General features: G+C 65.6%; 17 protein-coding genes and 1 tRNA gene. 15 read left to right on the top strand and 3 right to left on the bottom strand.

The features are described from left to right. Positions 1–109: 109 nt before the first annotated feature. Together ACTOQ3_RS07090 and ACTOQ3_RS07085 are read left to right on the top strand one after the other, a co-directional pair. Complete coding sequence (locus tag ACTOQ3_RS07090; RefSeq protein WP_440082602.1) at positions 110–562, top strand: hypothetical protein; 453 nt, start codon at positions 110–112, stop codon at positions 560–562. A gap of 164 nt (positions 563–726) precedes the next feature. Continuing rightward, entirely contained in the window at positions 727–1,287 is a 561-nt protein-coding gene (locus ACTOQ3_RS07085; RefSeq protein WP_362698215.1) for an NUDIX hydrolase, read from the top strand. Here ACTOQ3_RS07085 and ACTOQ3_RS07080 read toward each other — a convergent pair. Beyond that, positions 1,268–2,350, bottom strand: coding sequence for an XRE family transcriptional regulator (locus ACTOQ3_RS07080; protein ID WP_440082601.1), 1,083 nt, complete (start codon positions 2,348–2,350; stop codon positions 1,268–1,270). The two genes, ACTOQ3_RS07085 and ACTOQ3_RS07080, sit on opposite strands and share 20 nt — an antisense overlap. Positions 2,351–2,605: 255 nt before the next feature. Between ACTOQ3_RS07080 and ACTOQ3_RS07075 the strand changes: the two genes are divergently transcribed. After that, positions 2,606–3,013, top strand: coding sequence for a hypothetical protein (locus ACTOQ3_RS07075; RefSeq protein WP_440082600.1), 408 nt, complete (start codon positions 2,606–2,608; stop codon positions 3,011–3,013). Between the two features lie 389 nt (positions 3,014–3,402). Next, positions 3,403–4,119 carry a GntR family transcriptional regulator gene (locus ACTOQ3_RS07070; RefSeq protein WP_440082599.1) on the top strand — a complete coding sequence of 239 codons (717 nt, stop codon included), beginning with the start codon at positions 3,403–3,405 and terminating at the stop codon, positions 4,117–4,119. On the opposite strand, the gene ACTOQ3_RS07065 is transcribed toward ACTOQ3_RS07070, so the two are convergent. Then, complete coding sequence (locus ACTOQ3_RS07065) at positions 4,120–4,632, bottom strand: DUF4265 domain-containing protein (protein WP_440082598.1); 513 nt, start codon at positions 4,630–4,632, stop codon at positions 4,120–4,122. A gap of 188 nt (positions 4,633–4,820) precedes the next feature. Here ACTOQ3_RS07065 and ACTOQ3_RS07060 point away from each other — a divergent pair, with 188 nt between their 5' ends. The 8 genes from ACTOQ3_RS07060 to ACTOQ3_RS07025 all read left to right on the top strand — a co-directional run bounded on the left by ACTOQ3_RS07060 (position 4,821) and on the right by ACTOQ3_RS07025 (position 10,657). Beyond that, positions 4,821–5,270 carry a plasmid replication, integration and excision activator gene (locus ACTOQ3_RS07060; protein ID WP_440082597.1) on the top strand — a complete coding sequence of 150 codons (450 nt, stop codon included), beginning with the start codon at positions 4,821–4,823 and terminating at the stop codon, positions 5,268–5,270. Next, positions 5,267–5,593, top strand: a complete 327-nt coding sequence (locus ACTOQ3_RS07055) for a hypothetical protein (protein WP_440082596.1) — start codon at positions 5,267–5,269, stop codon at positions 5,591–5,593. The genes ACTOQ3_RS07060 and ACTOQ3_RS07055 overlap by 4 nt, the downstream gene beginning before the upstream one ends. Positions 5,594–5,680: 87 nt before the next feature. Further along, complete coding sequence (locus tag ACTOQ3_RS07050; protein WP_440082595.1) at positions 5,681–7,093, top strand: FtsK/SpoIIIE domain-containing protein; 1,413 nt, start codon at positions 5,681–5,683, stop codon at positions 7,091–7,093. Continuing rightward, positions 7,090–7,293 (top strand): hypothetical protein, encoded by a 204-nt coding sequence (locus ACTOQ3_RS07045; RefSeq protein WP_440082594.1) that lies wholly within the window; start codon positions 7,090–7,092, stop codon positions 7,291–7,293. The genes ACTOQ3_RS07050 and ACTOQ3_RS07045 overlap by 4 nt, the downstream gene beginning before the upstream one ends. After that, positions 7,286–7,444 carry a hypothetical protein gene (locus ACTOQ3_RS07040; RefSeq protein WP_440082593.1) on the top strand — a complete coding sequence of 53 codons (159 nt, stop codon included), beginning with the start codon at positions 7,286–7,288 and terminating at the stop codon, positions 7,442–7,444. Before ACTOQ3_RS07045 ends, ACTOQ3_RS07040 begins: the two co-directional genes overlap by 8 nt. Then, positions 7,441–9,102, top strand: coding sequence for a replication initiator (locus ACTOQ3_RS07035; RefSeq protein ID WP_440082592.1), 1,662 nt, complete (start codon positions 7,441–7,443; stop codon positions 9,100–9,102). The genes ACTOQ3_RS07040 and ACTOQ3_RS07035 overlap by 4 nt, the downstream gene beginning before the upstream one ends. Before the next feature lie 23 nt (positions 9,103–9,125). Continuing rightward, positions 9,126–9,296 (top strand): helix-turn-helix transcriptional regulator, encoded by a 171-nt coding sequence (locus tag ACTOQ3_RS07030; protein WP_362515482.1) that lies wholly within the window; start codon positions 9,126–9,128, stop codon positions 9,294–9,296. Then, positions 9,293–10,657, top strand: a complete 1,365-nt coding sequence (locus ACTOQ3_RS07025) for a tyrosine-type recombinase/integrase (RefSeq protein WP_440082591.1) — start codon at positions 9,293–9,295, stop codon at positions 10,655–10,657. The genes ACTOQ3_RS07030 and ACTOQ3_RS07025 overlap by 4 nt, the downstream gene beginning before the upstream one ends. Before the next feature lie 230 nt (positions 10,658–10,887). On the opposite strand, the gene ACTOQ3_RS07020 is transcribed toward ACTOQ3_RS07025, so the two are convergent. Next, a tRNA-Tyr gene (locus ACTOQ3_RS07020) sits at positions 10,888–10,972 on the bottom strand. A 490-nt stretch (positions 10,973–11,462) separates the two neighbouring features. Here ACTOQ3_RS07020 and ACTOQ3_RS07015 point away from each other — a divergent pair. The 3 genes from ACTOQ3_RS07015 (at position 11,463) to ACTOQ3_RS07005 (ending at position 14,214) form a co-directional block, all read left to right on the top strand. After that, positions 11,463–11,957, top strand: coding sequence for a YajQ family cyclic di-GMP-binding protein (locus ACTOQ3_RS07015; protein WP_350969089.1), 495 nt, complete (start codon positions 11,463–11,465; stop codon positions 11,955–11,957). A gap of 587 nt (positions 11,958–12,544) precedes the next feature. Then, a complete protein-coding gene (locus tag ACTOQ3_RS07010; RefSeq protein ID WP_440082590.1) occupies positions 12,545–13,120 on the top strand; it encodes a pyridoxamine 5'-phosphate oxidase family protein in 576 nt (191 codons plus the stop codon). A gap of 215 nt (positions 13,121–13,335) precedes the next feature. Next, complete coding sequence (locus tag ACTOQ3_RS07005; RefSeq protein ID WP_440082589.1) at positions 13,336–14,214, top strand: hypothetical protein; 879 nt, start codon at positions 13,336–13,338, stop codon at positions 14,212–14,214. The last annotated feature ends 21 nt before the right edge of the window (positions 14,215–14,235 follow it).

Here is a 14,235-nt window from a genome sequence, read left to right as displayed (position 1 = left end):
GATAACAGCAAGCGGTGGCAATATGGCCCGAAGATCTCCTAGGTCAGCTGCCTTGAAAAGGAAGTATGCTAAGCCATATCTGCAACACTCTTCAATGACCTCGGACGGCGTGGACCAGTTTGTCCTAGAGCGATACAAATATATTCTTCAGCAAATTCATGCGATCAATGAAAATGCCCATAGATATCTTGCCTTATATCAGACTCTAGTAACTGCAGTTGCAACTGCAGGCATTGCTCTTTTTGTTGGTTACAAAAATTTTGGGATTGCTGCCAACGTGGCGAGATCCGGTCTAATTGGACTCATGCTGCTTGAGTCTTTAATTGCTGGCTTCACTGTCCTCTTGGTCGTAGCAGGCATGCTTTCATGGTTTGATTATCGAAAGGAGGAGTGCGCTCTAACTGATGTATACATCAGTCCAGGGTTTAGGAACGAACCCCGTTGGCGGAATTTTTTTCGTTGGCACGAAACTTACATCGCATTATTCATGATAGGTTCAACTATCTTCATGTGGGTCCTTGTTCTGGCATTCTTGATGCCAGCTATGCAACTTTCCAACTGATATATCTGATGTAGTGTTGCATTAAATATCCCTGTGTAGTCTCATTGAGCGGTGCTCGTCATGTGTCCAACCCATGGCAGGCCACTACAGATACCTTCATGATGACGTGCGGCTATATGCTCGTGCCCGTGTACGTCGGAGGTGTGGGCCTGTAACTTCGCTGTGTGGCTACCAACGAAGAGCGGTCGCGGTGGATCGTGCACGGGGAACGGCTCATCTATGACAACCGGTGGATCCGGTTGGGGCTCGTTGACGTGGCAATCCCGGACGGGGAGCGGTTCGAGCATCACGCGGTGCATCTGGATCGGGCGGCGATCGCCGTGGTGGTCGACGAGCAGAACAGAGTGCTGATGATGTGGCGGCACCGGTTCCTGTTCGACCGGTGGGGCTGGGAACTTCCCGGCGGCCTGGTCGACGCCGGCGAGGAGGCGATCACAACGGCTGCCCGTGAGGTGGAGGAGGAGACGGGGTACCGGCCCAAGGAGATCGAGCCTCTGATCACCTACCAGCCGATGGCGGGCATGGTCGACTCCGAGCACAGTCTCTTCCTGGTGCGGGGTGCCGATCTGGTCGGAAGCCCGACCGGCGAGATCGAGGCGGATCTCATCGAGTGGGTGCCGATGGCGGAGATCCCGGCGATGATCGCCCGCGGTGACATCTGGACGTCGGGGACGTTGATCGGTCTGTTCGCGGCGCGGGATCGGCTCAGCGCAACGAGCGGCTGACGGCTCGGGCGAGTTCCTCGACGCGTCGGCGTTGCCGGCTGAATCCGGTCATCGTGGCGAGGTGTTGGGCGCGCTGGATGTGGGGTTGGGCGGCGTCGGGCTCTCCGCGGGCGAGAAGGGCGTGGCCCAGGTCGCAGCGGACGCCGGATTCGGCGCGGTTGTAGGTGCCGTCCATCCCGGCCAGTGCGGAGCGCAGGTCCTCGACGGTTCCCGGATCGCCGAAGCGCACCAGGCAACTCCCCCGCCAGCGTGCCAGGTGGTGGGCGTTGACCGACAGGTAGGGCATGTCGGGGTCGGCGTCGCCGTCGGGCAGGAGTGCGGCGGCCTGTTCCAGGGCGGTACGGCAGGTCGTTTCGTCGCCGAGGATGGCGGCGCCTTCGGCTTCGGCTGCGGACATCCAGGTGCGTAACCGGGCGGGGATGCGGTCGCGGTAGGTGGTGTGGATGTACTGGAGGAGTTCGGTGCCTTCGGCTGGGCGGCCGAGTTCCATCAGGACGTATGCCTGTTCGCCGGAGACGTAGGCGATGAGGGCGGGGTCGTCGGCTTCGCGGGCGGCGGCTTTGGCGTGCTCGTAGTGGTTCCAGGCGTCGTTGAGCGCTCCGGTGTGGATGGCCTGCCAGCCAGCCAGTGAGGCGGTCTCGGCCAGGACGTGGGCGAGCTGGGCGCGGATGCCGGGGCGTACGGCGTGGCGGTGGGCGTGTTCAACGTGGGAGATCTGGGCGCGCATCTTGTCGGCGATGGCGATGCCGCCGAGTCGGCGGTCCATGAGGCGCAGATTGTTGGTGTCGGTGGTGAGGATCATGACCATGGTGGGGTCGATGGCGGCGGCTGCTTTGATCCGGGCTGTCAGTTCCTCGCTCTGCTCCTGGTGGTGGTCGCCGTAGTTGCCGGTTGGGGATGCGGTGTCGAGGGGGGCCAGGCCGAAGAGCATGCGGGCGTGATCGGGCAGGCCGAGACCGGTGGCGATGCGCTCGTAGACGTCCAGCTCGGTGATGTGGGACTGGTTGTGGCTGATCCGGCTGACGCGTCCTTGGGACAGGCCGGTTGCCGCGCCGATGTCCACTTGGCTGGCGCCTGCGTACTTCGCGGCGAGTTTGAAAAGTCCTGCTACGTCGCGATTTTTGAGGATTTCTCTGCTGTCTTCACGGTCCCATGCTTCGGTTGGGATCTTGATCGGTTCGAAAGCGCTCCCGTTCATTCCGTCCTCCGGATGTCGGTTCCCGAGGTGGTGCGTCGCTACATGTCGAGACCCTATATGCCTTGGTGGAATATACGCGTGGGATAGGGCTGAGAAGTTCTTCCATCGATCCTTTCCGGTATGACAACACCGGTTAAGTGCGATGAATGCGATGGGCGCGGCTGGAAGATCGTCACGCGGCGCGGACATGTCGCGACCTCGTTTCTGGGAGGTGCGGTTTCCTCGCAGGAGGACTGCCTGTACTGCGACGGCCCCGAGCCCATTGTCGAGATGTTCGAGTGGGAGGTCTTCGCCTCCGAGGGCGTCGACCGGCTCGGACCGTGCGGCACCAGCTCGGGGCAGGCGACCTCGATGGACGAGCTGCGCAAGGCACTGCGCAGGATGGATCCGCAACCAGCGCTGTGGGGGCGGATCACGCGGCGGCTCTACGACTTCGGCCTGGCGCCGGGCGACTGGTCACGACAGGTGATCTTTCACGCCACCGTGGACCTGGCCGGTTCGGTGCGTTTCGAGCGGCAGGAATCGTGAGCGAGGATTTCTCTCGACGGGGAATGTCATGCCTGTCCGAGCATCTCGTTCCGGCCGCTCCAGGATGCATGCCTTTGGCCTGGCACAGGTCGCGGCGTTTCGGGCGGGTTCGGGTAGTGGCCTGGACCTGTCATGAGCATCGGGTGACGTTTTACGAATTGTGCGATGCGGGCGGGTTGTCGTTCATTCGTAAGACGGTTCAGGACAAAGGGAAGGTGACCGTGTTTCACAGTGACGCATGGTCGCCTGCTCAGGCGCGAGTGGTGTGGATCAGAGTTCTGGCAGGGTTGGCCAGGTAGTTGTTTCCTGCTGTCGCGGGTCCTGACAGGGCTGCTCTTAACCGGTACTGTACTTGTGCAGACAAGTGGAAGAGTGATCGGGCGGTTAAGATGAGCAAGGATTTCGCCCCTCCGAAGTATGCCCAGGTGATGGGCACGATTCAGGAGCGCATCGAGGCCGGGCAGTACGCGGCCGGTGACATGCTGCCCTCGGAGACGCAGCTCGTCAGAGAGTTCGGCGTAGGCCGCACGACGGTAGTCCGGGCGCTTCAGACACTAGCCATGCAAGGCTGGATCGAGCGTGAGCACGGCCGTGGTTCGTTCGTGAAGGGCCGCCCCGAGAGTGCCGTCGATCGCATCCGGCCAGGGCTGGCGGTGGCCGAGCAGGCCGAGAACGGCGACCTGGTCACCGACGTCGCCCGTGTTCCGGCTCCTCGCCACATCGCCCGCCTTCTCGGTGTTGAGGACAAGACCCCAGTCATCTCGCGTCGACGAGTGGCCAAACAGGGTGGTCGGCTGTCTGCGGTGGAAACCCTGTGGTTCCCGTTGGAGATTGCATTGGGCACCGACGTCGACAAGCCCGAACCGCTCGCGCGCGGGGTGCGCCATCACCTCCAGGCGGTGAAGCATCTGCGCTTCGACCACGTCACCGAGCGGCTGACCGCGCGCAACCCCACCAAGGAAGAGGCTGAGCTGCTCGGCTCTTCAAAGCCCGTCATGGGTGTACTGGCCAGCGTGCATGATGCTGCCGGGGCCGTGCTCCTAGTGATGAGCGTGGCGCTCCCCGGTGACCTTCACGAGCTCCAGGACGTCTACCCGGTGAGCTAGTTAGGCGTCGTGCCAGGCATCTGTGACACAGGAAGCCTCGAAATGCCACCAACCGTCTTCCTCGCCACGTGTCAGCAGCGTCTTTATCTGGCTGAGTTCTGCGGCAGCCGGCACGTTGAAGGCGACCAGCGGCAGTTCCTTACTGAAGACCTCTCCCCCCAGGCCGAACGGTGCCAACCGCTCGTGCACGGCTTCAGCGCTTGTCCCGAGTGGACCGCTAGGAACGGGCAGGACCCGAACGGTGCAGTTTCCCGACGCCTCCACGCGCTCCGTGGACCAGTGGAGACCATCGGCATTGGTAAGGAACCGCACGACATCTCCCTCGGCCACCCCTTCCTGTAGGAAAGGGACGTTCTCCAGGCGCGCGGTGTCCTCGCTGAGCCGCGTAGCCCAGATCCCTTCGGTGCTGTAGGGAAGCCAGCCTTCTCGCGGCACGAACTGGAACCAGACCTTGATCCGGTTGTTCTCGGCGGTGTCATGCTCCGGCGAAGTCATGGAGGCCATGACCGACATGATCGCGCATCCTCCTTGAGCACCGAGCGCCGTTAGGACGTCCGAGAGGCAGTCCCGAACACATGGCCATCCTCTCTCCGCCGATCTACTCATTCACTTGTGCGGACAAGTTGTCGTGGGCTACTCTCAACTCAATCGGACAAGTGGACGACCGAACATCGGCCGTCCAAGTGAAAGGAACACCCGACATGGCCATCCAAGGCCCCATCCCCGTCCACTTCGGACAGGTCTTCCCGCATGGCTGCTTCATCGTCGGCGAGGTCGAGCAGGTCAAGGACTTCGACGCCTCGTCCAAGGGCCGCACCGTCTACGCCAAGGACAAGAACACCGGAGAGCTGGTGTGGCAGGTCGCCGTCATGGACGCCGACCCGACCGTGAAGGCCGGCCAGAAGACGGTCTCGGTCAAGATCCTGTCCCCCATCCAGCCCGTCGTTCCGGCCGCGCTGCCGGGCCTGCCGTTCGTGCCGGTGGAGTTCGACGGCATGACCGCCACCGCCTACGTCAACCAGAACACCGGACGCCTGGCCTGGTCCATCCGAGCAACCACGATGCGTCCTCCCCGCACCGCCACGGCTCCCGCTCGGCAGAGCGCTCCGGCGCCGGTCAAGGAGACGGCCGGTAAGGACGTGGCGGCGTGAGCGAACACAAACCCTACACCTACGTCACCGCGTCGATTCACGAGGGCGTCACCCGATTCGATGTCTCCTTCTGCACCTCGGAGATGTCGGCCAAGGCGTTCGGGGGCGACGGGGAGCGACCGTTCCTGGCCCTGTCCAGCACTGAGGCACACATGACGGTCACCACCACGGGCGGCGGGCCGGTCACCGAGCAGGACGTGACCCTCGCGCGGGAGATCTTCACCGCCTCCGCGCGCTACCTGGCCAACTGCGAGCGCCTCCACGCGGAACAGCCGCCCAACCCCACCGACCAGACCACACCGTCCGGTGAGGTCGCGGCCTGACACGTAAGCGGGGCCGCCAGAAGCGCCAACTTCCGGCGGCCCCTCGGTTCTCCCTCTCACGCGAATTCAAGGAAGGCCCCCAGCCTAATGTTCAAGAAACTGCCCGGCGACGAGGCGCAGAACCTCGTCTCCACCACCCCCGATACCGCCGTCGTCTTCCGCCCGGCCGTCCTCCGCACTCCGGCGATCGTCACCATTGTGATCTTCGCGTGGCGGCTGCTGGCCGGTGCCCTGCGGCTGCTGTGGCGCCACCCCATCGCCTCGGCCGTCGCGCTCACTCCCGTTGCAGTCACCTACTGGTACGGCTGGCGTTGGGGCCTCGGCCTCGTCACCATGCCACCTCTCAGCCTCACCGCCTGGTTCTTCCTCGCTCGTCCCTCGTTCCTTCGCCTGCTGGGCTGGCATCTGTTGGCCTGGTGGCGGCTGGTGTGGGTCTACCAGCGGCACTGGCAACCAGTGATGATCATCTCCGGACTCGGACGACACTTACGCGGCCGGGACTACCTGCCTCGCGTCGTCCGCGTCACCTGCACCTCGTGGGCCGACGTGGTCACGGTGCGGATGCTCACCGGGCAGGCGGTCAAAGACTGGGCCGACCGCACCGAGCACCTCGCCCACGGGTTCGGCGCTCGCTCCTGCCGGGTCTCCATCGCACGCTCCGGCCGACTGCTGCTCGTCTTCCCTCGCCGCGATCCCCTCGCCACTCCGCTCCCGGCCGTACCGGTCCCGGATGAGGCATCGGTGGGACCGGTGGAGGTCGGCAAGTGCGAGGACGGCACCCCCTGGTTTTTGAAGGTCCATGGCACGCACGTCCTGGTCGCCGGTGCCACCGGGGCGGGCAAGGGCTCGGTCATCTGGTCGGCGATCCGCGGCCTACTGCCCGCCACGCATGCGGGCCTGGCGCAGGTGTGGGCGCTGGATCCCAAACGGATGGAGCTGTCCTACGGGCGCGACCTGTTCGGCGACCGCTACGCCGCGAGCCCGGCCGACTGCGCCGATCTTCTCGAAGCCGCGGTGAAGATCATGCAGGAGCGGGCCGACCGTTACGCCGGACTCCAGCGCTCCCACACTCCCTCTGTCGATGACCCGTTCGTCCTGGTGGTGGTCGACGAGGTGGCGTTCCTGACCGCCTACCAGTCCGACAAGGGTCTCAAGCTCCGCATCTCCGCCGCCCTGGCGACGCTCACCACGCAGGGTCGCGCGGTCGGCTTCGGTGTCCTGGCAGCTCTCCAGGACCCGCGCAAGGAGGTCATGAACATCCGCAACCTGTTCCCCGACAAGATCGCGCTCCGCCTCGACGAGTCCGAGCAGGTCGACATGGTGCTCGGCGACGGTGCTCGGGATCGCGGTGCACTGGCCGATCACATCTCCCCGATCCCCGAGCAGGGTGCCGGTATCGGCTACGTCCGGCTGGAGACCTCGCCCGACCCGATCCGGGTCCGTGCCGCCTACGTCTCCGACAGCGACATCCGCGCGATGGCCATGGAGGTGACCGCGTGAGGGTCTGCTTCTACGGCACCGACGAGGAGATCACCCGCCTCTGCGAGCGGCCCGTCCTCGCCGCCCTGGGACCGCACCACACTCAGCCCGTCCTGGCCTTCGAGCTGTTCAACGTCCGCGTCACCGCCGACCCGTACCAGACCATGTTCCGGCTGGTGGCCGACCTGTCCGAAGTGCGGGAGAGGGACGACCGTGACTGAACTGGCCTACATCCTCGACGGCCTGCGCTGCGCTGCCTGCCACGCGGTCAACACGCTGTGGCTGGACCTGATCCGCGGCCTGGTCGAGTGTCGCGAGTGCGGACAGGGCGCGCTCCTCGACCCCGGCGACACGTACGAGGAGGGCGCGTGAGCAACCCGAACGACCGCGGCCTGTCGCGCGCCGAACGTCAGAGGATGCCGCTCGCGCTGGATGTGGCGGTGGAGATCGCCAAGCACAACGGAGTGTGCATCCGGCCGGTGGTCCTGCGTCGGCTGGACACCCACACCGGGCTCACCGAGGACATCAACGTGCCCTGCGGGGCCACCATGGAGGCCAAGTGTCCCTCCTGCGCCCGGCGCAACCGCTACCTGCGGATGGCCCAGTGCCGGGAAGGCTGGCACCTGGAGGCCGAACCTTCGATCACCCCGGATGAGCCCAACGAGGAACAGGTCTGGCTGGTGGAGTTCCGCGCCGACATGCAGGCCCAACGCGATGCCGCGGAAAAGGCCGGCGACGACACCGCCGACCTGGACGCGATCCTCACCGGCCTGGACGACGAGATCAACGCTGCCGGAATGCGTGGCACCCTGCTCGGTCGTGCTGCCGGCAAGCGCAACCGCTCGACCCGGCGGCGACAGGATGCCCCCGATCTCCCCAAGCGGGTCCGGCAGAACACCACGCTCGGGCGGACCTTCACCGGCTCGGACGGAACCACCTACCGGCCGTCGCTGTTCCTCACCCTCACGCTTCCCTCGTACGGCAAGATCCGGGCAGGGCAAGGCGTGCCCGTCGATCCGGGCGCCTACGACTACACGCGGGCGGCTCGGGACGCGCTGCACTTCTCCAAGCTCGTCGACCGCTTCGTGCAGAACCTTCGCCGGGTCGCGGGCTATGACGTGCAGTACTTCTCCTCCGTCGAACCACAGAAACGGCTCGCTCCCCACCTGCACATGGCAGTCCGCGGCACCATGCCTCGCGCTGAGATCAAGCAGATCACGGCGGCGACCTATCACCAGGTGTGGTGGCCGTCCGTCGATGAGGTCAAGTTCGACGGCGATCACCTGCCGGTGTGGACGCAGCGGGCCGACCTCCCCGACGAGGAGACCTATCCAGACGGACAGACCGGCGACTACCTCGACCCGGCCACCGGGGAACTCCTCCCGACCTGGCCTCAGGCGCTCGACCGGCTCGGCACCGACGACGAGGCCGAACCCCTGCATGTGGTCCGCTTCGGTTCTCAAGTCGATGTTCAGGGCGTCCTGTCCGGCACCCCGGATGCCGACCAGTGCATCCGCTACCTGTCGAAGTATCTGACCAAGAGCCTCGGCGACGCCCTCGACCCTGACAACCCTGCTCAGCGAGCGCATGCCGCGCGGATGGCCGAAGCACTCCGCTACGAACCCTGCTCTCCGGCCTGCCCGAACTGGCTGCGGTACGGCGTGCAGCCCAAAGGCGCCAAGCAGGGCATGACTCCGGGCCGGTGCCGGAGCAAGGCGCACAAGCCCGAACACCTCGGCTACGCGGGCCGTCGCGTCCTGGTGTCCCGTAAGTGGTCCAACAAGACCCTGTCCGAGCACAAGCGCGACCGCCGTACCTGGGTCATGGAGGCGCTCGGCCTGGCCGATGAGGTCCCCGATCCGCACCGTTACGTCTGGAAGCCCGTCCCGGCCGGTGACAGCGACATCCCCTCTCTGGCCCTGCGACTGCTGCGCATGGTCGCCGAACGCCAGCGCTGGCGGGCAACCCTTCTCGCACTCCAAGAGAAGGCGATCGGACAAGACCTTTCGGCAATCAGGGAGGCGGCGTGAAGAAGAAGGACGACGACAAGCTCATGACCGTCCCCGAGATCCTCGACAGGCTCGGCGGGATCTCCGTCCGGACCCTCTACCGCTGGCGCGAGATCGGCAAGTTCCCCCGCGGCCTGCGACTGCCCAACGACGAGATCCGCCTCTATCGCAGTGAGTTCGAGGCGTGGCTTGAGAGCCTCCGGGAGGCGGCGTGAACACCTCGTACGACGTGAAGTTCTGGGAGATCCGCCGGAACAAGTCCAGCAAGGCCGCGTCCTATGAGGTCCGGTGGAAGGTGGGTAGCCGGGAGAAGTCCAAGAGCTACCGGACCAAGGCTCTCGGCGAGAACTTCCTGTCCGACCTGCGTCAGGCGGCCAAGCGGGGCGAAGCCTTCGACATGGAGACGGGCCTCCCCGAGTCGATGATCCAGGCCAAGGAGGCGCAGAACTGGTACGCCTTCGTCCTGGCCTACATCGACATGAAGTGGCCCCACGCGGCGGCCAAGACTCGGGACGCGATGACCGATGCCCTGGCGACGGTGGTCCCCGCGCTGACACGAGACATCCCCGGCAAGCCAGAGATCTCCGTCCTTCGTGCGGCGTTGCGTCATTACGCGCTGCCTCCCAACGCTCGGGACAAGGCGCGGCCGGTTGAGATCGCCAAGGCGCTGCGTTGGCTCGACAAGGCGTCTGTGCCTCTCTCGGAGCTTCAGGAGGCCAAGACCGTCCGGGCCGGGCTCGACGCGCTCGCCCTGCTCCTCAACGGCAAGGCGGCGGCTGCGAACACGATTCGGCGTAAGCGGGCCGTCTTCTACAACGCCCTTCAGTACGCGGTGGAGCTGGAGGAACTGCCCGCGAACCCGGTGACGAAAGTTCGCTGGAAGCCGGTGAAGGTCGCCGAGACGGTCGATCCCCGCGTGGTCGTCAACCCCGAGCAGGTTCGCGAGTTGCTGACCATGGTGACCTACGTGGGCAGGCGCGGCCGTGGTCGTCGGCTCATGGCGCTGTTCGCCTGCATGTACTACGCGGGCATCCGGCCGGGTGAGGCGGTCGCGCTGCGCAAGCAGGACTGTCGTCTTCCGGCAACCGGCTGGGGTCGGCTCAGCCTCGATGTCTCCCGTCCCGAGGTGAACACCCGGTGGACCGATTCCGGGGATGCCCACGAGGCGCGCGGGCTCAAGCATCGGGCGCAGGAGGACACGCGGCCTGTCCCGATCCCTCCCGTCCTGGTGAGGATCCTCCGCGAGCACCTCGACGAGTTCGGGACCGCCAAGGATGGCCGGCTGTTCCAGAGCGAGCGCGGCGGCGTGGTCGCCTCGACCGCCTATACCGAGGTGTGGGCCGCGGCTCGGCTCCTCGCGCTGACGCCGGAACAGGCCGCCTCTCCCCTGGCTCGCAGGCCGTACGACCTACGGCACGCGGCGGTGTCGCTCTGGCTCAACGCCGGGGTTCCCGCCCCGGAGATCGCCAGGCGGGCCGGTCACGGCGTTGACGTTCTCCTCCGCGTCTACGCGAAGTGCATCGACGGCCAGGAGGAGACAGTCAACCGGAGGATTGATGACGCGCTGGCCGCGTGAAGATCACCTCTGCTGTGGGGCTCTGGGACACACTCCCGGAGCCCTTTCGGCGTTCCGGGGTCCATCCCGCGCATGTCCCGCAACGCCCGGCGCGACCTGGGGAAATGCCTCATGATCCATCCCGCGTATATCCCGCGAGCGCTGACATGCGGCTGCTTCCGGCTGCCTGCGGCTGCATGTCCCGGAAACGCAAAAGAGGCCCCGAAGGGCCTCTGAGCTGCTGTTTCTGCTGGTGGCAGGTGCAGGACTTGAACCTGCGTAGGCTGAGCCGACGGTTTTACAGACCGCTCCCTTTGACCACTCGGGCAACCTGCCATGTCCTCCGCTTGCGGCGGCGACAGGAAGAAGAATAGCGGACTTCCGGGTGTGACGTGACATCGACGCGGGGCACCTCCCGATACCCACTCCTATCAGGACTTTTGGTACGCATGTCGCCACTTGTGCCGGTGTTCTCCGGGGAGGAAGTGACGCCAGAGGCGTCGCGGCGTCGGGGGGGACAGGTCTCAATGGCGGGGGTTCCGAGGGGTGGCCGGAGGGCGGTGCGAGGAAACTGAAGGAACGGGGACACGCCAAGGCGAGCGGGAGGGCGGGAGTGGAAACGAGACACGCTGAAGTGGACAGGGCCCGCTGATGGCGGGAGAGGGACACGCTTCCGCCTCGGCATCGGCGGGAGATGCTGGCTAGGCTGATCGGTTACGTACGCGTCTATCGAACCGGCTCGCGGGCGCCACCGCGATTCGAGATCCGTGGCTTCCGGGAGCCGGGCGGCGATTGATAGTTCCAGCAGGTCAGAGGGGATTGAGCTTTGGCGGATTCATCGTTCGACATCGTTAGCAAGATCGACCACCAGGAAGCCGACAACGCGCTGAACCAGACGGTCAAGGAGGTCGGACATCGATTCGACTTCAAGGGCACCGGCGCGACCATCGCCTGGTCGGGCGGTCAGAAGGCCGTTGAGATCAAGGCCAACAGCGAGGAGCGCGCCAACGCGGTCCTCGACGTCTTCAAGGACAAGCTGATCAAGCGGGGGCTCTCCCTCAAGATCCTGGACGCGGACGAGCCCAGGCTGTCCGGCAAGGAGTACCGGCTTCTGGTGACCCTCAAGGAGGGCATCGACCAGGAGCACGCCAAGAAGATCTCGAAGATCATTCGTGATGAGGGGCCCAAGGGCGTCAAGGCCCAGATCCAGGGCGAGGAACTGCGGGTGAGTTCCAAGAAGAGGGACGAGCTGCAGGAGGTCATCGCCCTTCTCAAGGGTAAGGACCTGGAGATCGCGCTTCAGTTCTCGAACTACCGCTAGCAGAAGGGAAACCGAGGCTCTGACCTGTGGTTTCAGGACCTTACTGCTCCGGGGAGGGCACATCCAGGGCATACGGCCGGGGCAAGAGGCTCTCTTGTGCCCCGGCCGCTCACCCGTTTCACATCGCTGGAGGTGAGCGACGCGGTCTCCCCCGCTTGGGGTACCTGTGCAGGGTGGGCCGGCGAAGACTCGCACTCCTGAGGAGATCGTCCACCATGCGGTCCGGAGCACCACGCCGATCAGCCTCAGTTCCTCCCCTTCGAGCAGGGCCACGGTGGGTGCCGGTGACGCCCTCGATCGTTTTGAAGCGATCCGGGCTCGATGGAGGCTCTACGGGCTGACTCCAGCCGCCGGTTCGGGCTGGTGTTGAGCGTAACCGTGCCGGGAATTGACGCGGGTTCCGAAGATTCGATCCATGGCGACCGCGCCGCCCCGGAGTACGGGCCGGATCTGCTTGCGGTGGGCCGGCTCGGAGCGGCCGTGCTGCCGAGGCCGAGCTGTCTGGATTCCGGTACAACCCTCCCGATCGAAGGCAACTACTGGACACGGCGCCAACCGGCGAACAATAAAGAATTATCGTCCTGTTCATGGGGAAAATTCATGACAGGATTAACGATCGGCTGCGTGAGTTCATCGGAGCACAGCCGATCTACTTCGTGGCGACGGCTCCCGAGCAGGGCGGCCACGTCAACATGTCCCCCAAGGGATACGCCGACACCTTCGCCGTCCTCGATGACACCACCGTCGCCTACCTGGACCTGGACGGCAGTGGAGTGGAGAGCATCGCCCATCTCCGCCAGAACGGCCGCATCACGGTCATGTTCTGCGCCTTCTCCGGCCCTCCCGACATCCTCCGCCTGTACGGCACCGGCCGTGTCGTCGTACCGGAGAACCCCGACTTCGCAACACTGATCAAGAATTTCGGCCCGCATCCGGGCGTGCGGTCGATCGTCGTCGTCGACTGTGACCGGATCTCCGATTCCTGCGGCTTCTCGGTACCGTTCATGTCCTTCGAGAAGGACCGGACGCTGCTGGACGAGTGGGCGGAACGCAAGGACGTCCAGCAGCGGCGCACCCACCGGGCGCGGAAGAACCGCGAGAGCATCGACGGCATCCCCGGCCTTTCCGCGGAGGAGACCGACCCGGTCACGCAGCACTCCTGAGCCGGTCGGCCGGTGGCCGCCCCGGGACCGGCCCTCGCGGGGGCCGGTCCGTTCGCCTGCACCGGAGGGGTTTCCGCTCGCTCCCCCCGATCGGATGACACTCACGGCGACACCGCCGGTCGGCCTCCCCCTGGGCGTACAGTAAGCCGGTAAGCGACGGACACCCCCCGTATGTCCGGAAGACTCGGGGGGCCTCAGTGGGGTTGTTCTGCCGCTTGAGCGTTTGCGTCGGCGCGGTCGCCATGGTCATGGGGGCGGGCGTTCCCGCGAAGGCCGGAGGTGTGAGACCTCCGGTCCGGTACGCGGGACTCGACGGGTGTGTCTGCGCTCCATGGAAACTCTGGGTACGCGGCGGCGGGGTGATCACTCTCCCCGACGCCCGGGTGTTCTCCGTGGGGAGGCAACGAGCACCGCTGGCCCTGTCGCCGAACGGTAGGTATGTCGCGTACTTCCAGCGGCGGGGTGGGGCGCTGGTGGTGCGGGAGGTGGCCACCGGCGAGGTGCGCGCGGTGCCGGGAGTGATGTGGTCGAACGCCATGCGCGCGGCACGGGTCGATCTCTCTCCCGGCGGGCGGTACGTGGTGCTGGGCATCGGCTGGGAGCATCGGATCCTGGACACGTACAGCGGGGAGAGCATCCCGGTGCCACCTGGCCTGCGTCCGTGGAGTTTCAGCCCTGACGCGAAGTTCGTACTCGTGGTGGACGACACGTTCCAGGCGGGGATCTACTCGATGTCGCCCTTCACCGAGCGGGGGCGCGTTCCGGTGGGGGGCGCGCTCGGCCCGGACGGCGAGACCGTCGCCCACTTCACGGCACGTGACGCGGGGATCCGCCTGTGGAACGTGCCCACCGGCGGCATCCCCAGGCACGATCCCATCGCCGTACCCGTCAACAGGACTCCGACCCGGATGCGCTGGAACGGCGCGGGCCGTCTCGACCTGCAGACGGTCACCCCGCGCAGGATCAGGAAGGGGGGCGGCACCCGCTACACCTGGTATCGGGTCGATCAGGAGTCGGGCGGCACGGAACGGGTGAGCGGCTTCGTCGTGCCCGGGTCCGTCCACAACCCGATCGTCACGGGACTGGCTCCCTGATCCGTCACGGACCGTAGGGGC

The organism is Streptosporangium sp. LJ11 (assembly GCF_051918945.1).
Lineage (GTDB): Bacteria > Actinomycetota > Actinomycetes > Streptosporangiales > Streptosporangiaceae > Streptosporangium.
Note: the sequence above shows the minus strand (reverse complement) of the source record. Positions and strands in the feature narration are given on the sequence as shown.